At 64.5% G+C, this 19,213-nt stretch carries 21 protein-coding genes; 1 reads left to right on the top strand and 20 read right to left on the bottom strand.

Features of this window, described 5'->3' with window-relative positions:
* Positions 1-97 precede the first annotated feature (97 nt).
* Genes ACE04F_RS02365 through ACE04F_RS02270 form a run of 20 tightly spaced genes read right to left on the bottom strand, consistent with a single transcriptional unit; the run spans position 98 to position 18,060 of the window.
* Entirely contained in the window at positions 98-1,324 is a 1,227-nt protein-coding gene (locus tag ACE04F_RS02365) for a beta-ketoacyl-ACP synthase (protein WP_486104524.1), read from the bottom strand.
* Complete coding sequence (fabG, locus tag ACE04F_RS02360) at positions 1,324-2,052, bottom strand: 3-oxoacyl-ACP reductase FabG (RefSeq protein ID WP_486104522.1); 729 nt, start codon at positions 2,050-2,052, stop codon at positions 1,324-1,326. The genes ACE04F_RS02365 and fabG overlap by 1 nt, the downstream gene beginning before the upstream one ends.
* Complete coding sequence (locus tag ACE04F_RS02355) at positions 2,049-2,516, bottom strand: hotdog family protein (RefSeq protein ID WP_486104520.1); 468 nt, start codon at positions 2,514-2,516, stop codon at positions 2,049-2,051. Before ACE04F_RS02355 ends, fabG begins: the two co-directional genes overlap by 4 nt.
* Positions 2,513-3,709 (bottom strand): beta-ketoacyl-[acyl-carrier-protein] synthase family protein, encoded by a 1,197-nt coding sequence (locus ACE04F_RS02350; RefSeq protein ID WP_486104518.1) that lies wholly within the window; start codon positions 3,707-3,709, stop codon positions 2,513-2,515. Before ACE04F_RS02350 ends, ACE04F_RS02355 begins: the two co-directional genes overlap by 4 nt.
* Positions 3,706-4,188 (bottom strand): DUF3261 domain-containing protein, encoded by a 483-nt coding sequence (locus ACE04F_RS02345; RefSeq protein WP_486104516.1) that lies wholly within the window; start codon positions 4,186-4,188, stop codon positions 3,706-3,708. Before ACE04F_RS02345 ends, ACE04F_RS02350 begins: the two co-directional genes overlap by 4 nt.
* Complete coding sequence (locus tag ACE04F_RS02340) at positions 4,185-4,913, bottom strand: class I SAM-dependent methyltransferase (RefSeq protein ID WP_486104514.1); 729 nt, start codon at positions 4,911-4,913, stop codon at positions 4,185-4,187. The genes ACE04F_RS02345 and ACE04F_RS02340 overlap by 4 nt, the downstream gene beginning before the upstream one ends.
* Before the next feature lie 10 nt (positions 4,914-4,923).
* The gene (locus ACE04F_RS02335; RefSeq protein ID WP_486104512.1) at positions 4,924-6,171 is read right to left on the bottom strand and encodes an NAD(P)/FAD-dependent oxidoreductase; all 1,248 of its coding nucleotides are present in this window, start codon (positions 6,169-6,171) and stop codon (positions 4,924-4,926) included.
* Positions 6,158-7,315 (bottom strand): cation:proton antiporter, encoded by a 1,158-nt coding sequence (locus ACE04F_RS02330; RefSeq protein WP_486104510.1) that lies wholly within the window; start codon positions 7,313-7,315, stop codon positions 6,158-6,160. Before ACE04F_RS02330 ends, ACE04F_RS02335 begins: the two co-directional genes overlap by 14 nt.
* Positions 7,312-9,651 (bottom strand): MMPL family transporter, encoded by a 2,340-nt coding sequence (locus tag ACE04F_RS02325; RefSeq protein ID WP_486104508.1) that lies wholly within the window; start codon positions 9,649-9,651, stop codon positions 7,312-7,314. Before ACE04F_RS02325 ends, ACE04F_RS02330 begins: the two co-directional genes overlap by 4 nt.
* Complete coding sequence (locus ACE04F_RS02320) at positions 9,635-10,228, bottom strand: LolA family protein (RefSeq protein WP_486104506.1); 594 nt, start codon at positions 10,226-10,228, stop codon at positions 9,635-9,637. Before ACE04F_RS02320 ends, ACE04F_RS02325 begins: the two co-directional genes overlap by 17 nt.
* Entirely contained in the window at positions 10,225-10,650 is a 426-nt protein-coding gene (locus ACE04F_RS02315; RefSeq protein WP_486104504.1) for an acyl-CoA thioesterase, read from the bottom strand. Before ACE04F_RS02315 ends, ACE04F_RS02320 begins: the two co-directional genes overlap by 4 nt.
* Positions 10,643-12,187 (bottom strand): HAL/PAL/TAL family ammonia-lyase, encoded by a 1,545-nt coding sequence (locus tag ACE04F_RS02310; RefSeq protein ID WP_486104502.1) that lies wholly within the window; start codon positions 12,185-12,187, stop codon positions 10,643-10,645. The genes ACE04F_RS02315 and ACE04F_RS02310 overlap by 8 nt, the downstream gene beginning before the upstream one ends.
* Positions 12,168-13,106, bottom strand: coding sequence for a lysophospholipid acyltransferase family protein (locus tag ACE04F_RS02305; protein WP_486104500.1), 939 nt, complete (start codon positions 13,104-13,106; stop codon positions 12,168-12,170). The genes ACE04F_RS02310 and ACE04F_RS02305 overlap by 20 nt, the downstream gene beginning before the upstream one ends.
* A complete protein-coding gene (locus ACE04F_RS02300; RefSeq protein WP_434673371.1) occupies positions 13,103-13,837 on the bottom strand; it encodes a glycosyltransferase family 2 protein in 735 nt (244 codons plus the stop codon). Before ACE04F_RS02300 ends, ACE04F_RS02305 begins: the two co-directional genes overlap by 4 nt.
* Entirely contained in the window at positions 13,830-15,515 is a 1,686-nt protein-coding gene (locus ACE04F_RS02295; RefSeq protein ID WP_486104498.1) for an ApeI family dehydratase, read from the bottom strand. The genes ACE04F_RS02300 and ACE04F_RS02295 overlap by 8 nt, the downstream gene beginning before the upstream one ends.
* On the bottom strand, positions 15,512-16,057 hold the full coding sequence (locus tag ACE04F_RS02290; RefSeq protein WP_486104496.1) for a COG4648 family protein: 546 nt from the start codon (positions 16,055-16,057) through the stop codon (positions 15,512-15,514). Before ACE04F_RS02290 ends, ACE04F_RS02295 begins: the two co-directional genes overlap by 4 nt.
* Entirely contained in the window at positions 16,054-16,308 is a 255-nt protein-coding gene (locus ACE04F_RS02285; protein ID WP_486104494.1) for an acyl carrier protein, read from the bottom strand. Before ACE04F_RS02285 ends, ACE04F_RS02290 begins: the two co-directional genes overlap by 4 nt.
* 9 nt (positions 16,309-16,317) lie before the next feature.
* Positions 16,318-16,575, bottom strand: coding sequence for a phosphopantetheine-binding protein (locus ACE04F_RS02280; RefSeq protein ID WP_260959455.1), 258 nt, complete (start codon positions 16,573-16,575; stop codon positions 16,318-16,320).
* On the bottom strand, positions 16,556-17,365 hold the full coding sequence (locus ACE04F_RS02275) for a lysophospholipid acyltransferase family protein (protein ID WP_486104491.1): 810 nt from the start codon (positions 17,363-17,365) through the stop codon (positions 16,556-16,558). Before ACE04F_RS02275 ends, ACE04F_RS02280 begins: the two co-directional genes overlap by 20 nt.
* Positions 17,341-18,060, bottom strand: a complete 720-nt coding sequence (locus ACE04F_RS02270; protein ID WP_486104489.1) for a beta-ketoacyl synthase chain length factor — start codon at positions 18,058-18,060, stop codon at positions 17,341-17,343. The genes ACE04F_RS02275 and ACE04F_RS02270 overlap by 25 nt, the downstream gene beginning before the upstream one ends.
* A 354-nt stretch (positions 18,061-18,414) precedes the next feature.
* On the opposite strand from ACE04F_RS02270, the gene ACE04F_RS02265 reads away from it, so the two are divergent.
* A complete protein-coding gene (locus ACE04F_RS02265) occupies positions 18,415-19,188 on the top strand; it encodes a ParA family protein (protein WP_434602605.1) in 774 nt (257 codons plus the stop codon).
* Positions 19,189-19,213: the final 25 nt, after the last annotated feature.

Here is a 19,213-nt window from a genome sequence, read left to right as displayed (position 1 = left end):
TTCGGCTGTAGCGGGCACAGATCCTATCGTAAAGCCAACGCTCCTGATGGTGGGACGTTTCCGAAATGGTAGGCGCCGGTTTCGAAGCTTACATTGATCAACGCCAGCGCCGAAAAATCAGCGAGGTGTTGACCCCGCCGAAGGCGAAGTTGTTGTTCATCACGTATTCGTTGCTCATGCTGCGAAACTCGTTGCGCAGGTAGTCGAGTTGGCCGCACTCGGGGTCGACTTCGTCGAGGTTGAAGGTGTGCACGTAGCGGTCGCGGTTGAGCATTTCGATGCTGAACCAGGATTCCAGGGCTCCGCAGGCGCCCAGGGTGTGGCCGAGGAAGCTTTTCTGCGAGCTGATGGGCATGTGTTCGCCAAACAGGCTGCTGGTGGCCAGGGTTTCGGCGATGTCGCCCTGCTCGGTGGCGGTGCCGTGGCCGTTGACGTAGCCAATGGCGGACGGTTCGAGGCCGGCGTCTTCCAGAGCCAGTTCCATGGCGCGGCGCATGGTACTCAACTCGGGGCGGGTGGCGTGCTGGCCGTCGGCATTGCTGCCGAAGCCGACGATCTCGGCGTGGATCCGTGCGCCACGGGCCAGGGCATGTTCGAGTTCTTCGAGCACCAGCATGCCGGCGCCCTCGCCGATCACCAGGCCATCGCGGCCCTTGTCGTAGGGTCGCGGGCTGGTTTGTGGGGCATCGTTTTTCAGGCTGGTGGCGTAGAGCGCGTCGAAGACCATTGCTTCGGTCGGGCACAGTTCCTCGGCGCCGCCTGCGAGCATCAACGGCAGGCGGCCGAACTTGATCGCCTCGTAGGCGTAGCCGATGCCATGGCTGCCGCTGGTGCAGGCGCTGGACGTGGGAATCAGGCGCCCGGTCAGCCCGAAGAAGATGCTGATATTGGCCGCCGTGGTGTGCGGCATCATCCGCACGTAGGAGTTGGCGTTCAAACCTTCGGCGACGCTGTTGAGTAGCATGTTGCCGAAGGCCTTGATTTCATCGGTGCTGCCCGTGGAGGAGCCGCACGACACACCCATGCGTCCGTCCTTGATCGACGGGTCGCCCAACAGGCCGGCATCGGCCAGGGCCTGTTCCGCCGAGCCCACCGCCAGGCGCGAGACCCGACCCATGCTGCGCAGTTGCTTGCGGGTCCAGTGGGCCGGAACCTGAAAGTCGTCCACGGGCCCGGCCAGGCGGGTGTTCAATTCGCTGAAGCGGTCCCACTCGTGCATGCGCCGGATGCCGCTGCGGTTGGCGGCGAAGTTGGCCGCGATGGTGTCCCAATCGCTGCCCAGGGAGGTGATGCCGGCCATGCCGGTGACGACGACGCGCTTCATCAGCACAGGCCTCCGTTGACGGCCAGGACTTGCCGGGTGATGTAGCCGGCTTCGGCGGACATCAGGAAATTCACCGCGCTGGCCACTTCTTCAGGCGTGCCCATGCGCTGGGCGGGGATCATTTTCATCAATTCTTCCACGGGGACGTTCTCATCGAGCATGGCGGTGTCGATCAACCCCGGCGCGACGCAGTTGACGGTGATCTTGCGCTTGCCCAGCTCGATTGCCAACGCCTTGGCCGCACCGATCAGGCCCGCTTTCGAGGCGCTGTAGTTGACCTGGCCACGGTTGCCGATCAGGCCGGACACCGACGTGATGCAAACGATTCGCCCGGCGGCGCGACGGCGAATCATCGGCATCATCACCGGGTGCAGCACGTTGTAGAAACCGTCGAGGTTGGTGCGCATCACGCTGTCCCAATCGTCCTCGCTCAGCGCGGGGAACGCGCCGTCGCGGGTCAGGCCGGCGTTGAGGACCACGCCGTAATAGGCGCCATGGGTTTCCACGTCGGCCTCGAGGATGGCCTTGCAAGCGGCGCGATCGGCGACGTCGAATTGCAGCACCCGGGCGTTGCGGCCCAAGTCCTGGATTTGCGCCTGGACGGCTTCGGCCTCGGCGCGACCGCTGCGGCAATGCAAGACGATGTCGTGGCCGGCCTGGGCCAGGCGCAGGGCGATGGCGCGGCCGATGCCACGGCTGGAGCCGGTGACCAGTACGGATTCAGTCATGGCTGGTTTCCTGTTGCGGACGGTTCATTGAGGTACTGCGCGGCGTGGGGCGGGCGGAACACATTCAACCGTGCGCTGGCATGGATGCCGGGCGCGCGGATGTGGCATTCGAACACACCCATGCCATTGTCGTCTTCCAGGGAGCGCACGCCGTGCAGGGTCAGCTCGGTGCCGAGGGGGAAAGAGTCGACGTTGCATTCGAACTTGCGGGTTCCGAGCAAAAAGCCCAGCTCCACGGCATCGCCGCGTTGGCGTGCGTGGCAACCGGCAAATGCCGCGACGCTCTGGGCCATCAGCTCGATGCCGACCCAGGCCGGCAGCGCGCCGTCGTCGCGGTTGAACAAACCGCCGGGCCTGACGGTGGCGACGGTATGGATCTGCTCGTCATCGAAAGACAGGACCCGGTCGATGAGGATCATGTCGCCGGCGTGGGGCAGCAATTCGGCGAGCGGCCAGTCAATCATTGCGCGTCTCCGATAATCAGGCTGACGTTGTTGCCGCCGAAAGCAAACGAGTTGCTCATCAGGCGACGGGGCAGGTTCGGGTGCAAGCGGGTGTCGGGCGTTACCCAGGCCAATGCCGGCAGCTCGGGATCGGCCTGGCCGTCCCAGACATGCGGCGGCAGGGCCTGTGCGCTATTTTCACCGGACAGGGCCAGCCAGCAGAACGCCGCCTCCAATGCGCCTGCCGCGCCGAGGGTGTGGCCGGTCATCGGCTTGGTCGACGAGCAGGGCACGCCCGCCGGGAACAGGCCGGCCACTGCGTGGCTTTCCATGGCGTCGTTATGCTGCGTGGCGGTGCCATGCAGGTTCAGGTAGTCGATCTGGCTGGCGTCCAGGCCGGCGCAGCGCAGGGCTTTTTCCATGGCCTGGCGGGCACCCCGGCCGCTGGGTTCCGGCGCAGAGATGTGATGCGCATCGGAACTGGCGCCGTCGCCGAGCAGGGCAATCGAGTGCCCATCCGACGGGGTCTTGCTCATGAGAAACAGCACCGCCGCTTCGCCGATGTTGATGCCGCTGCGGTTCACCGAGAACGGATTGCAGCGCTCGCCGGAGACCGCTTCCAATGCTGAAAAGCCGTTGAGGGTCAGCTTGCACAAGCTGTCCACACCACCGCAAAGCACCGCGTCACACAATCCCAGGTCGAGCAGGCGGCGAGCGCTCATCAGGGCCCGAGCGCTGGAGGTGCAAGCGGTCGAGATCACGTAGGACGGGCCGCTCAGGCCAAGCCAGTCGGAGAGGAAGTTGGCTGGCGCGCTGAGTTCCTGCTGCTGGTAGTCGTAACCTTCGGGGAATCGTTGCTCGCGCAGATAGTGGGCAATGCCCTGGCTGGCCTCGTCGATGCCCGAAGTGCTTGTCCCCAGCACGATGCCGATGCGCGCACGACCGTAAGCCTGAATGGCCTGATCGATCTCGGGACGAATCTGCAACCCTGCTTCGAGTAGCAGCTGATTGTTGCGGCTGCGTTGCGCCGCCATGGATTCAGGAATAAGGGCGAGTTCACCGGTTACGCAAGCGACCGGCAACGCTCGCTCGGCCACCCAACCGGCTTCGATGCGCACGCCTGAGCAGTCGCCGGCAAACAGGTTGCGGGCAACGTTCCGTTTGCCTCGGCCCAGGGCGCAAATCACGCCCAAGGCGTTCAAATAAGCGGTCATCGTGCGCTCTCGCTCAACGGTGTAATGCGGTAATGCGGACCCTGCGGCAGGCTCAGTTGAAAATCCAGCGGTTGCGTGTAGCGCACCTGCCAGCGGGTATCGAGCGTTCGTCCAGCGTCTTGCTGCCGGGCGGCCGGGTAACGGCCGGCCAGTTCCGCCTCGGGGGTCAGGGCAAACAGCAGGGCGGCGAACAATTCCCGGGCTTCGGCATTGGGCGGCAGCAGGCCGTCGGCTTGCCATTGGCTGCCGACCAGGCGCTGGCGAGCGACGGGAATGCCCAGCGGATCCATCATCGACCAGCGGATGCCGGCGCTTTCGCGCTGGATCACCAGCAGCCAGTCCTGGCGCTGGCCGTCCAGTTGCCGTTCGATGTGCAATTGCAGCGGCAGCGCCAGGGTCGGCATGCGCTCGGGCAGTGGTGCCTGGCTGGCGCAGGCGCTGAGCAGCAAGAGTAAACCTGCAAGCAGACCACGGATCATCCGTCGCCCCCTTCGAGCGGCTTGCGGGCCACTACGTTGACCAGGGTTTCCTCGCGCTCGCCAAACGGCCTGGGCCGGCGCAGGCCCCAGCGTTCCAGCAGGCCGAAGTCCTTGGCGCGGCTCCACCACAGGTACGGATAGGAGACGTTGCAGTCTTCGAAGCGGAACCCTTGATTGGCGATCATCGCCAGGTATTGCGCGGCGCTTTTCTGCACCTGCATCGGGTGGCGGAACAGCCAGCGGATCACCCAGGTATCGATGTAGGCCTTGGTGGATTCGGCGAACAGCAGGTAGCCGCCGGGCTTGAGCACGCGATAGAACTCGGCGAGGGCTTTTTCCTGTTCCACCAGGTGATGGAAGGTCTGGTGGCAGAACAGCAAATCGACGCTGGCATCGGGCACCACCAATGTCGCGCAGTCGCTGCCGATCAGCTCCACGGCCATGCCTTGGCGAGCCGCTTCCGCGGCGCTCAGGTTCAGGCTGTGCGGGTCGGCGTCGACGCCAATCAGGCGTTGCGGTGCGAACTCCTGACGCAGGTACCGAAACGATTTGCCCTGGCCGCAACCGGCATCGAGCAGCACCGGATTTGCCGGCGGCGCGGAGCTGAACAGGCTGCGCAAATCGTCGATGGCCACGCGCAGCACATGGTGCTGCCAGGTGTGGCTGCGCAGGAACCACAAACCGAAGCGGGTTTCTTCGACGTAGTTATCGCTCAGGTAGCTCATGGTTGCTTGCTCATGGCGCCGGGCTCGCGCAGATTTCCGAGAGCATGCGCAGGCGTCGCTTGGGTTCGCTGACGAACGGGTTGCGCTGGTCCCAGGCATAGCCGGCGAGGATTGCGCTGATCATGCGGCGGATGTCGGCAGAGCCTTCGCTGTAGAAAATCACGTCCTGGAAAGTGCCGGCGTACCAGCCCTCGACGTAGCAGCGGAAGGTATCGACGCCGCGCTTGAGCGGTTCGGCGAACTCGCTCTGCCAATCCACCTGTTCACCTTGCAACTGGCGATGCAGCACGCCGGCGGCCATGCTTGCCGAGCGCATGGCGATGGTCACGCCGGAAGAAAACACCGGGTCGAGGAATTCCGCGGCGTTGCCCAGCAGGGCGAAGCCAGGGCCATGCAGGGTCTTGACGTTGGCCGAGTAGCCGCCGATGGTCCGTGCCGGCGTGTCCCAGATGGCCTTGCCCAGTACGCCGGCCAGGCTTGGGGTTTCGTTGATGAAGCCGCGCAGGCCGGCATCGAGGTCGTCGGTGCGGCCTGCGAAGTGCTCCGCCGCGGCGACCACGCCGACCGAGCAACGACCGTCGCTGAACGGAATGGTCCAGAACCACACATCACGCTGGGTCGGATGCGTGGTGATGAGGATTTTCTCCCGATCGAATGCCGGGCTGTCGATGCGGTCCTCGATGTGGGTGAACACCGCTTGGCGCAGCGGGAAGTTCGACGGTGCCTCAAGGTCCAGCAGACGCGGCAGGACCCGGCCGTAGCCGCTGGCGTCGAGGACGAAATCAGCCTCGACGCGGTACTCGCTGCCGTCTTCGCGCTGCACCCCCAGTTGCGGTTTGACCAGGCTGAAATCGGCGCTGACGATGGCCTGGCCGTAGCGGATTTCCACACCTTGCAGCGCCGCTTGATCAGCCAGCAACTTGTCGAAGTCGGCGCGCTGGACCTGGAACGTGGTGGGCTTGCCTTCGCTGAAGGTGTCGCCGAAATCGAAGGCGCTGTAGCGCTCGCCCCAGGCGAATGCCGCGCCATTCTTGCGCTGGAACCCGGCGGCGTTGACCGCCTCGAGCATGCCGGCTTCTTCGACGAAATCCAGGCAATGGGACAGCAGGCTTTCGCCAATGGAGAACCTGGGGAAATGCTGGCGCTCGATGACCAGCACATCGTGGCCCTTGCGCTTGAGCAGTGCGGCGGCGATGGCGCCGGAAGGGCCTGCGCCGATGATGACGACCTGTCGACGTTCCATTTCAACTGTTGGCACTGGGGCTCCTCGCCTGGACGGCAATCGAGGGAATACGGTGAAAGCCGGCCAGGGCCGGCAACAATGTGGCGAACAACCCCATCAGCATCAGCGCGAAATACAGCGCCGGGCTGATGAGTTGTTGTTGCAGCAGCAGATTGAGGAAGACGATTTCACTCAAGCCGCGGATATTCAGCAGGATGCTTTCCCGAAAGCGGCTGGCACCGGCGAACGAGGCTCCGGCCCAACCCAGCCCCAGCCAGTTGCCCAGCAGTTTGCTGGCAATCGGCAACAGCAGCAACGCCGCCAGCTGGACCCAGCCGAGGCTGTCCAGGGCGCTGTGCACATTGATCTGGACAATGCCGAACGTCAGGATCAAGGGGATGGCCAGGTAGGTCTGCAACCTGTGCATCCACGCAGCGCCGAGCGGCAATACCAGCGGCACTTTGAGCGCCGCCATGCACAGCAGGTAGCCGATGCCGGTGATCAGCGCGTTGAGCCGGTAATGTTCGGCCGCCACCAGCAGGGCAAAGAACAGGCCACTGTGCAGCAAGGGTTGGCGCAGGCCCGCCAGGCGCAGCAGCAACGGCACACCGGCGGCGGCCAGCGGCAGCAGCAGGCTGGCCAGGTGCAGGCTGCCCTGGGCGAGGGCGAACAGGCTCCAGCAGATCAGGTCGATCAGGATCGCGGTCTGCACCAGACGGCGGGTCGCGTCGGGCGGGTAGGCGATGTGGCGCAGATACAGATACAGCACGGGTATCGCCGTGATCGCGAACAGCAACCCCACCGCCAGCGAGCTGATCCACGGCTGCGGCGGCAGCAGCCAGAACGCGGTCGCCAGGCCGCAGGCAAACGGCACGCCGAAGCTCGGCAGGGCGATTTTCACGCTCTGGCGGTCCAGGCGCAGGTCGATCACATCGCTGAGGATGTGCCCGAGCAAGAGGGCGAACGCCAGGCTGTAGAGGTTCTTCAACCACACCGGCGAAACCAGTTGCGCACCGCTGAGGTGCCAGCCCGGTTCGACCCAGAAATACATCAGCAAGGGCAGGCCGAACGTCGCCAGCAGCAACTGGCTGACGATCGGAATCAGTCCGCAGCGTCGCCCGGCCACCGTCGCTACCGCAAACAGCGCCAGGGCCATCAACCAGAACAGCAGGGTCATCATTCCACCGGCTCCGTAGCGGCATTCGCATGGGCCTGCTGCCCGGCCCACGGCGCCAGCATGAAGCTGAACGCCAGCCCCAGGCTCACCGCAAGACCGAAGTTGCTCACGGCCGGTGTGCTGGACAACGCCAGCAGGCCGAACGACAGCCAGGTGGTGGTCGCCGCCAGCAGCGTGCCGAGCAGGCTCACGGCGGCCCCACCGATCTGTTCACGCATGAGGATGGCGTAGTCGACCCCGATGGCCGTCACCAGCAACAGGCCGAACAGACTGAACAGCGTCAACGGTTGCCCCAGCCAGCCGAGGCTCGCCAGGCTGCACAGCGCGGCCAACAGCGGCAGGGCGACGACGCGCAAGGCCCCGCCGACGCCGAACGGCCAGATCAGCACCAGCACGATCAGCACGCAGGAGGCCAGCTTCAGTTCGGCGGCGCTGACCTGTGTGGCGGCGAAGACGCGGTTGAGGTCGCCGAGGCGATCCACCAAATGCACGCCGGGCAGATCCACCGCCTGCACACGGAGCAACGCGGCATCGTTCAAGCCTTGCAGGCTGACCACCGCCGCCACGCCTTGGCCTGTCGGGCCGAGCCAGAGCATGCGGTAGGGTTGGGCCAGCGGCCCGCTCAGTGCGGCATCGATGTCGGCGGTTGGCAAGGCTTGCAACTGCTTCAACTCCGCTTGCAGCGCGGCGAGCGGCACGCCCAGGTCCAGCAGCGGTTGCCAGAACGCCGGCAACCGCGCCAGGGCCGCGCGGAGTTTTTCCTGTTCGGCAGGTGGGCTGACCAGCTGATTGAGGGACAGGTAGCCCTGGAGTTTTTCCAGGCCGATCAGTTGGTCGAGCCGTTCGTTGAGGGCGGTCTGGCGTTCGAGCAGCTGTGCTTGATCATCGGCACGGATCAGGAAGAACTGGCTGGTCGGCTGGAAACCGGTGATGCGCGCGACATCGCGGGCTTCGTCGGTCAGGTGCTGGGGCGTGCCGATCCACTGGCGGATGTCGTTCTTGCTGGTCAGTTGCCACAGTCCGCCACCACAGAAGGCCAGCAACAAGGCCAGCAGAATCGGCGTGCGCACCCGCGCCAGCAACGTTTCGCGGCACCTGAGCAGGTTATCGCAGAGGCGTAGCGGCCATAACGCGGGGCGCAGGTCGGCGTGCTTGAGCAGGGCCGGCAACAGGCAGACCGCTGACAGATAGGCGCCGACCAGGCCGGCGGCAGAGAAGATGGCAATCTGGGTCAGGGCCGGGAAGGGCGTCCAGGCCAGCGCCAGATAGCCGATGCAAGTGGTTGCCAGGCTCAGGCTCAGGCCCGGCAGGGTCAGGCGCAGGGCCGGCCAGCTGCGCCACGGCTTGAGGCTCCAGCTTTTGGACAGGTAGTGCAGCGGGTAATCCACCGCCACGCCGATCAGGCTCGAACCCAGGACCAGGGTCATCACATGCATGCGCCCGAACAGCGCCACGCACGCCACCGCACCGAACAATATGCCGACCAGCACCGGCACGAACGCCAGCCATACGGCAAAGCGTCGGAACGCCAGCAACAGCAACACCAGGATGCCGACCGTCGCGCCGCCGCCGACCCAGGTGATCTCGCGTGAAGCCTGTCGCTGACCACTGGCGGCATACAACAGGCCGCTGGCCGCCAGCAGTTGGCCCTGGGCCTGGCTGGCTTGATCACGGCTGAGTTGCAGCAGATCGGCGACTTGCAGCGGCAGGTGCATGTCGAAGGCATTGCCCTGGGTACGCGCCCGCAGCATTACCCAATGTTTGCCGTCGGCTTCGGCGACCAGCGCGCCGCTGCCCACGTCCAGTTGTATGGCGCCGCGTTGTGGCTGGCTGTTCTGGATGCGCCCGGTCAGGCCGAGCCAGTCGTCCTGGCTGGGCACCAGGCTGAAGCCGCTGAACGGGTCGAACAGGGCCTGTACCCGCTGCTGGATAAATGCCTGGGGCTGCTCGATCAACTGGTGCCGGTCGACCGCCGAGAGCATCGCCAAGCGGCCATCCAGCAACTGCGAACGAAGCGCCGGCAAGTCGGCCTGGAGCGTCCATTGGACCTTGTCGAACAGCCCGCTGGCCTGCCATTGCTCACCGAGGGCTTGCGCCAGGGCGATGGCCTGCTGGCGATCGGCGTGGCCGACCAGCATCAGGACCTCGCGATTGAGCGGTTCCTGCATGCGTTGTTCAGCGACAAGCTCCAAGGCGTCCGGAGATGTACCCGGGACCAGTTCCATGAGGTTGGCCGACAGCGGCGCACCGTTGCGCCATTGCCAACCGGCGAGCGCGAGCACTGCCAGCAGCAGGATCAGGAACAGCCGTGGCAGCGTGCGTTCACTCGGCAAAGTCATGTTGCTCCGCTTCGCTCAAGGGTTGCGCGCCGGTAGCGTCCTGCATCTGCAGTAAAGTGCTGTCACCCTGGGTTTCCAGCAGTTCGATGCGCTGGACCAGTTCGCCGCCGTCGATATTGATCTGCTTGAAGACCTGTTTGAGCAGCACCGAGCGTGGGGTCAGGGTGAGTTTCCACTGCTGCGGCTGGCCCGCGAGGCTCAGCTCGAAATCCCGCTGCAAGCCGCTGCTGTCGCCCTGCAATACCGCCAGGAACAGGCGGTTCTGCTCGGCGCCGGCGCTCTTGTTCGGCAGCATCTGCCAGGCGTTGCCGTCGCGCCGGGCGATGCCTTTGGCCGTGATGCGGTAGTCCTGTTGCAGCGGGGTTTGCAGCAACCACAGCAGGCCGTGGTTTTTCGCCAGCACGAAACGGCCCTTGCTGATCAGCGGCTGGGGCAGGGCGCGCAGATGTTTTTCCTGGATGAACTGGCCGTGGATCACCTCCGGGCGGGCCAGTTGCTCGCTCAATTGCTGCAGGTCGAACGCCTGGGCCAGCGGCGCCAAGCCACACAGCAGCAGCCAGATGAACAGGCGTTTCATGGCAGTTTCCTCTCGACGGCTTCGACAAATACCCGCGGCGAGGCCAGCAGCATTTCACGGCTGGCCATGTCCACGGCCACCTGCACCGAACTCGCCCGGGTCAGGCGTTCGCCGGTGGCGGCGTCGCTGATCAGGTAGTTGATCTTCAGCCGGTTTTCCCACTCCACCAGGCTGGCGCGTACGGTCAGGGTCTGGCCGAACACCGCGCTGCGTACATAGCGTAACTGCAAGTCGATGATCGGCCAGGCATGGCCGGATTCGAGCATGTCGTTGTAGTTGTGGCCGATCAGGTCGAGCAAGGCGCAGCGGGCCACTTCGAGGTATTTGACGTAGTGGCCGTGCCAGACCACGTTCATCGAGTCGACGTCGAAAAACGGCACCACGATCCGGGTGTCAACGTGCAGAACGCCCTGGCTACGCATGCAGCCTCCAGTGTTGCTCGGCGATGCGTTGCAGGCACAGGCGTAATTCGCCTTCCAGGGCGCGGTCTTCGATGACCGGCGGGAAGTCTTCGGCCAGTTGTTGGTGCATGGCGGCCAGCGCCGGCGGTAAAGGTCGCGCATCGTCGGCGCGACTGCGTAGCCACACGCCTTGGTTGGCCGCCAGCAAGGTCGCGGCAGCGACCTGTTCGGTCAGCTCCAGCACACGGATCGCGTCCCGGGCGGCGATGGTGCCCATGCTCACCTTGTCCTGGTTGTGGCATTCGGTGGAGCGCGAGAACACGCTGGCCGGCATGGTGTTCTTCAAGGCTTCCGCGGTCCAGGCGCTGGTGCCGATCTGCACGGCCTTGAAGCCATGGTTGAGCATCGCCCGCTCGGCGCTGGCGCCGGACAGGTTGCTCGGCAGGCCATGGTTGTAGCGCTCGTCCACCAGCAGTGCGAGCTGGCGGTCGAGCAGGTCGGCGACGTTGGCCACCAGGTTTTTCAGACTGTCCATGGCAAAGGCGATGTGCCCGCCGTAGAAATGCCCGCCATGCAGCACGCGCTCGGCTTCGGCGTCGATGATCGGGTTGTCGTTGGCGCTGTTGAGCTCGGTTTCGATGAACGAACGCAGCCAGCCCAGGCTGTCCGCCAGCACACCTAATACGTGGGGCGCGCAGCGCAGGGAGTAGCGATCCTGCAGGCGATGCAGCGGTGCGGTGGGCGCGTCGATGGCCAGGTCCTTGCGCAGCCACGCGGCGACCTGCATCTGGCCCGGGTGTGGCTTGGCGGCGAACAGGCGCTCGTCGAAGTGCTCCGGGTTGCCTTGCAGGGCGACGACATTCAGCGCGGTAATGCGGGTCGCCAGTTGCAACAGATAATCGGCGCGGGCGAAGGCCAGGCAGGCGAGGCCGGTCATCACCGCGGTGCCGTTCATCAGCGCCAAGGCTTCCTTGGGCCGCAGCACCAGCGGCGTCCAGCCCAGTTCGCGGTGCACGTCTGCAGCCAGCCGGCGCTCGCCACGGAACAGCACTTCGCGCTCGCCGGACAGCGTGGCGGCGACGTAGGACAGCGGCGTCAGGTCGCCACTGGCGCCCACCGAACCTTCTTCCGGAATCAGCGGCAGAATGTCGTGTTCGAGGAACGCCTGGAGCCGTTCCAGCAGCTCCACTCGCACCCCTGACACGCCGTGGCACAACGACTGCAAACGCGCGGCCAGCACGGCGCGGGTAGCCTGGGCATCGAGCAGCTTGCCCAGCCCGCAGCCGTGGAAGGTGTACAAGTGCCGCGGCAAGGCTTCGACATGGTGCAACGGCACGGCCACCACGCAAGAGTCGCCGTAGCCGGTGGTGACGCCATAGATGACGCCTTCCTTGTCCAGCAACGAGTCGAGAAATTGCGCACCCTTGGCGATGCGCTGGCGGAACGTCGGGTCAGCCTGCAATTGCGTCGGCGCCTGACGGTTGGCCAGGGCCTGCACGTCTTCGATGCGCAAGGCGTGTTCGCCGAAGGTTACCGGCTCAGGAATGGGCTTGGTCATCGGTCTTCCAGAAAGGGTAGAAGTTGAACCACTGTTGTGGCGCCTGGAGGCAATATTGCGCCAGGCGGGCGGCGTACAGGCCGGCCCAATGGGCGATCACCTGTTCGCGCTCGTTGCGTTTCCAAACCACGGCATCGGCGAACGGTTCGAGGGTGACGCGATAACGGCCCTCGTGCTTGAGGCACATCAGCAGGTTGACCGGGCATTTCAACAGGCCGGCCAGCAGCCAGGGGCCTTGCGGGAACGCGGCCGGGTGCCCCATGAAATCCACCGTCACGCTGCGCCCGCCATGCAGCGGCACGCGGTCGCCGGCGATCGCCAGCCATTCGCCGCGCTCCAGGCGCTCGCTCAGTTGCAGCATGATCAGCGGGTCCAGCTCGCTGACCTGGATCAACCGCAGGTGCGTGGCGCCGGCTTCGCCGAGCAAGCGATTGAACTGCTCGGCGTGCTTGGTGTGCACCAGCACGTTCATGGTGACTTTCTCGCCCAGTTCGGCCAGGGCCCGGCACATTTCCAGATTGCCCAGGTGCGCGCCCACCAGCATTTGCCCACGGCTGTCACGCAGATGATTGCGCAGCAGCGCCGGGTCGACGATTTCGATCTGCTCGATGCTCAGTTTGCCGTTCCAGACGTCGAGTTTATCCAGCAGTGAATCGGCAAAAGCCATGAACTGCCCGAACACTCGCCGGTGCGTTGGGCGCAACTCGGGCTGATGGCTCCAGTCGGCGAGCCGCTGCTGGTATTGCCACGCCGCCTGCCGGGCGCTGCGCCCGCAAACGAAGAAATACAAGACGATGCCGTACAGCACCGGCGTGAGCAGCCTGCGGCCAAGGACCTTCGCAGCCAACGCGGTGAGTTTCATCAACCAGAAACTGCCGCGCTCCTGGCGGTCTGCCCAATGCTGTTGGTCTGTGCTCATGCTCGCCACCGTCGCCAGAGGATCACCGGCAAGCGCACCAGCATGCCGAAGAACAACCGAGTGTGCATGCGCGAAATCAGCACGTTGTCGTGGAACAGGCGAAAGTGCGAAACCCCGTCCAAAGGATAATGCACGCGGGTGCGCAACCAGTGCATCGGCTGGTTGCGCCAGGACAGGCGCACCAGGATGTCCGAATCGAAGTCCATGCGCTTGCCGATGTTCGCCGAGTCGATCAGCGCCAGGGTGGGGGCCAGGGGATAGACCCGGAAGCCACACATCGAATCGCGGATCTGCAGGGACAGGCTGTTGATCCAGACCATCACGTGAGTCAGGTAGCGTGCGTACAGGCGCCCCTTCGGCACGCTGGCGTCGTACAGCGGATAGCCGCAGATCAGCGCGTCCGGGTGGGCGCGGGATTGCTCGATGAAGGTACGCACGTCGCCAAGGTCGTGTTGCCCATCGGCGTCGACCTGCAAGGCGTGGCTGAAGCCCAGCCGCGAAGCCTCTCGCAGGCCGGTCATCACCGCGCCGCCCTTGCCCTGGTTGACCGCCAGCCGGACCAGGTGAACCCGCTCGTGCCCGGCCAGTTGCTCCAGCACCGCCGCGCAGGCCGGGCTGCTGGCATCGTCCACCAGCACGCAGGGCAAACCGTTGCCGAGCAACGTCTGGACCACCGTCGCGATGGCGGTTTCGTGGTTGTAGACCGGGATGACGGCGCAGGGGTTATGCATGCGGTATGTCTCCCAACACAATCCGCCCACTGGAGCACGCCGCGGTGTCGTTGCGATAGGCGAAATACAACTTGCCGCGCTCGCGATCGAAGCGCAGGTGCAGTTGGATTTCATCGCCGGGGCGCACCAGTTGCTGGAATTTCAGCACTTCCATGCCGACGAATCGCGGCGGCAGGTCCATCCGTTGGCGGCCCAGGTGCAAGGCCCAGTCCACCTGCACCACGCCGGGCAGGACCGGCGCGGTGGGAAAGTGACCGCTGAAGTACGCCAGGTCTGGCGGCACGGCCAGGCGCAGGTTCCATTCGCCGTCGGCCTCGCCTTGGTCGAGCACTTCTGGCGCCTTGGGACGTGGCGCTATCAGCAGGGCTTCGACCTCGGTCTGGGCCAGTTTGCCCTGGGCGTTGAACGGCAGTTGCCGCAGCCAGCGCCAGCGTCGTGGCAGGGCCAGGGTTTCGCAATGTCCGCTCAGGTGCTGGCGCAGGGCCTCGGTCAAGGCCCGTCGGCCCAGGTTGCGCAAGGCATGCAGGCCGGTTTCACTGAGCACCAGCAGAGCACCGAGGGAGGCACGATTTTCCTGGACCACCCCCAGTCGTGCTTCGCTGACCCAGTCGTGGGCCGTCAGCGCCTGCTCCAGCATCGGCAGCGAGATACGTTTTTCTTCAAGCTTGACGATGCGATCCAGGCGGCCGAGCAATTCGAAGCGCCCGTCCTCAGTGATACGCGCCGCGTCGGCGCTGTGCTCGACATGGCCGCTTGGGAGATACGGCGAAGCAATCAGCAGGGCGCCGTCACTGTCCTGGCCCAGTTCGACGCCGGCAAAGGGTTGCCAGAGGTCGCCGCCCTGACGCCAGGCGATACCGCCGGTTTCCGAGCTGCCGAACACTTCCGTCGGCCATTGTCCCAGGCGTTGCTGAAGGCTGCGGGCTGCTTCGGCCGGCAGCGCGCCGCCGGAGGAGAACACCCGGCGCACGCTGCTCAAGGCCGGCCAATCGAGGTTGTCGCCCATGCGCTTGAGCAGCGCCGGGCTGGCGACCCAGGCAAATTGCGGATGATCGCGACTGGCGCGCTGCAGATCTTCGGGGAAAGCCAACTGTCGCCGCACGAAGCTGCGTCCGGCGCATAACGGCCACAGCACCCGGAACAGCAGACCGTAGATATGCTGGGTAGCGACGCTGCCGATCATGCAGGCCTGCGGACCGAGGTCGGCGCCCCACAATTGCTCCAGCGCCTGGACTTCATTGCCCAGCTGGCGCAGGGTTTTCTCGATGCGCTTGGGCTCGCCACTCGAGCCGGAGGTGCACAGGGTCAACCAGCACTGATCGAGGTCCAGTTCGGCGGCCTCCAGCGGCGCCTGGCTGATCTCGTCGGGCCGGGCGTCTACGGGCAAGTCGGTCAGCCACAAGTCGACGTCGGCCGACCAGCGCTGGCGCGTCTGCGCTTGCAAGTCAGCGGGCAGCAGCACATGCGCCCCGGCGCGCCAGGCGCCGAGCAAAGCTACCGCGAGGTCGGCGGCATCTTCGAAGTGCACGGCCACGCGGCGGATGTCCCGGGCCTGCAGGCTAGCGGCCAGGCACAGCGCGGCGTCGCGCAGTTGCGCGTGATTCAACGCCGGGTCGACTGCAACCACGCGCTCCGGCTGGGCCTCGAGCAGCATCTGCTCAAGCGTAATCCAATTCATGGGCGGCCTCTTACCCGTTGTCGTATGAGCCATTCAATGGCAAACATCAGGCCCATCAGTCCGTAGGAAATCAGGCCGGTGTACAACATCCACCAGCTCAGCGGCGCCCAGAGGGTCAGGGCGGCGGCGAGCACACCGTTACACAAGAAAAACACACTCCAGGCCACTGTTACCCGGCGGGTGTAAACCATCGCTTTGGCCGGCAACTGCGGTTCGCGCAGGCGGGCCAGGCGTTCAACCACCGGCGGGCCATATTTCAGGCTCAGGGTGAACAGGCCGAGCATGAACGCGCTGATCAGCACCGGATACCAGCGCAGCAGGAGCGGGCTGTCGAACACCGCGAGCAATACACAAAAGGTAATCGCCGAGGCCGCCATCCAGCGATTGCCGGGGTTGCCTTTGCCGAGCAACGCCCGGGCCAGCCACAGGCCACCCAATAACAGCCCGAACTGCCATGGAGCAAAGTGCTCCATGCCGAAATACACCGCGAAGGGGTACAGCAGGCCCGCCAGCAGCAGGCCGAGGCCAATCAGCCGGCTCATGCGGCTGGTTGGACCAGTCGATAGACCGCCTCGACCACGTCATTGACGGTACGCACCGACTTGAATTCCTCGGCGGCAATCTTCTTGCCGGTCTGGCGCTTGATGTGGTCGATCAGGTCGACCGCATCGATGCTGTCGATTTCCAGATCCTGGTACAGGTTGGCTTCCAGCGTCACGCGCTCGGGCTCCAGCTCGAAGAGCTCAACCAGGGCCGCACGCAGAATGTTGAAAATGTCGTCGCGAGTTTGCATGGTCCGGTCTCAGGGGCGTTTTGCAGTGACGAAGGCCGCAAGGCTTGCCACGTTGCTGAAATGGTTACGGGTGTCCTTGGCGTCGGCGTCGATCTTGATGCCGTACTGCTTCTGAATCGCCAGGCCGAGCTCCAGGGCATCCACCGAATCCAGGCCCAGGCCTTCGCCGAAGAGGGTCTGGTGGTCGCCGATGTCGTCGACGCCGATGTCTTCCAGGCCAAGGGCGTCGATGATCAGCTGTTTGATGTCACGGTGCAGATCGCTCATCTTCGGCGAGCTCCTTGATGTAATAGTGATGCAGAAAATCGTTGAGCCGGCGCGAAGCCTGCGGCGGGGGGCCAAGCGCGATAAAGGCCTGTGGATCTATATCGGCCCCTACGCGAAAACTGAAGTGCACGCGCCGTTGGGGGATGCGATACCAGGGTTCGGCCTTGGTCAGGGTGGTGGGGTTGACCTTGATCGTTACCGGGGTAAGGACCTTCGCGCCCCGCAGGGCGATGGCCGCGGCCCCGCGATGAAAGGCCGGCGCCTGGCCTGGCTGGGTGCGGGTACCTTCGGGAAAGACGATCAGGCATTGGCCGTCCTGCAGCGCGTCGCTGGCGGCATCGAGCATGTCCATGCTGCCATCGTTGCTGATGTACTGCGTCGAGCGCAGCGGGCCACGGGTGAAGGGATTGGTCCAGAGACTCTGCTTGACCACGCAGTTGGCGTCGCGCACCAGCCCGATCAGGAACACCACGTCGATCAGCGAGGGGTGGTTGGCGATGATCATCTGCCCGGGCCGGCCGAGTTTCTCCGCGCCGTCGATCTGATAGGTGAGCACGCCGGTACGGGCCATGAAGCGGATGAAGGACCAGAACAGGCGCCCGACCGTGCGCCGGGCGCGTTGTCGGTGGGTTGCGGGATCGCCGGGCAATGCATTGAGCAACGGGAACACCACCAATCGCAGGCACAGTCCGCCCAGCCCGAAGAGGGCGAAGCTTGCAGCGGTCGCGAGCAGGCGCCAGTAATAGGCGTCGCGATGTTTACCGGTCACCGGTTGCGTTGCCAGGTCCATAGACGATTCTTCCAGGCATGTTGGCAGGTGATGTTGTCATCCAGCAGCTTACGCAGCAGATCCAGGGCATGGGGCCAGTCGCTGCCGGGCACCGGCGCTGACGGAGTGGATAATTCAAGTTGCCAGTCGTCGCCCGGGGTCAGCAGGAGCCCCAGCGCATAGGGAAACGGCACGTCGTTGACCCACGGCGCGTACACCTGCGGCGGTTGCTCTTCGGTGATCACCAGCAGTACCGCTGGCGCACCCTCGTTCAATAACGCGGCGGCTTCGAGCATGCCGTGCTCCAAGCCGTCGCCCGTGGCGGCCAGGGCAGTCATCTCGCTGGTTTCGCCACGCATGATCGACCACAGGCCAATGACCGCATTGTGCACCGACAGGCTGAACTGCGTCGGTGACAAGGGCTGGTCGGCTGCCAGGTCTTTGAGAATCTCAAACGTGCGCGGGGTTTCGCCGTGACGGGAAATAAAGACCAACGGCAGGTCCGGTCGACCCTCGGCCAGCGGCCAGGCGACGCTGAACGCCATGCGTGCCAGGCGGCTGAGTCGGCGGCGCTGCATGGCGGGCAGGAACGACACGTCAGGGGCCGCATCGCTGGCGGGCGGCACGACCGGTTGTCGGTTCCATGCCTGCCAATCGTCCACGCTTTCGAGCCCAGTGGCCCAGGCGCGCCATTGGGCGATGTTGAAATTGATCACAGACTCATCCCACCCCTGCGGGCTTTTTCTTGTCACGGTTCAGTGCTTGACCCGCGTCCAACCCTGCATGGCCTTGCGACCCAAGTGGCGCGCATTATCCCGGTGCGGTTGGCTTGTAGCAAATGTTGGTTACATTTTGTCCAGAGAAATCCGTCGGCTGGTCAGGCTCGGCTCGGGCATGCCCATTGCGGTTGTGGAGACGTTGCATGTCGGACACTTCCGCCACTTTGCGGGTTAGTTGACGCTCGGTTGTCCGAAAAAGCCACCGACACTGTAATCCGTCCATGACGAAGGTAGCGAAGCGGCATCCCGGCCTACTACACTCGGGAATCTTTGATACACGGAGGTTTTGTCATGCGGCGTGTGGTGTTCAATCAGAAAGGTGGCGTGGGCAAGTCGAGCATCGCCTGCAATCTGGCGGCGGTCAGCGCCAGCGAGGGTTATCGCACGCTGTTGGTGGACCTGGATGCCCAGGCCAACTCCACTCAGTACCTGACTGGCCTGACCGGCGAGGACATTCCCATGGGAATCGCCGACTTCTTCAAGCAGACCCTGTCGTCGGGGCCTTTCTCGAAGAAGAACAAGGTCGATATCTACGAGACGCCCTTCGACAACCTGCACGTCATTACTGCCACGGCAGAACTGACGGACCTGCAGCCCAAGCTTGAGGCGAAACACAAGATCAACAAGCTGCGCAAACTGCTCGAAGAGCTGGACGAAGATTACGACCGGATCTACCTGGATACGCCGCCAGCCCTCAACTTCTATGCAGTTTCGGCGTTGATCGCGGCTGATCGGGTACTGATTCCTTTCGATTGCGACAGTTTTTCACGCCAGGCGCTGTATGGCCTGATGGCGGAAATCGAAGAGCTGAAGGACGACCATAACGAAGGCCTGGAAGTCGAAGGCATCGTCGTCAACCAGTTCCAGGCCCGCGCCAGCCTGCCGCAGCAGATCCTCGACGAATTGATTGCCGAGGGTTTGCCGGTACTGCCGGTATACCTGAGCAGTTCGGTGCGCATGCGGGAGTCGCACCAGGCGAGCCTGCCGCTGATCCACCTGGACCCGCGGCATAAGCTGACCCAGCAGTTCGTGGAGTTGCATAATCTGCTGGAGAACGCCGACTGACTGGCTTGTACAAGTCCACTGTGGG

This window comes from Pseudomonas sp. AGC41 (assembly GCF_057334555.1).
This window is presented reverse-complemented; position numbering and strand designations above follow the sequence as displayed.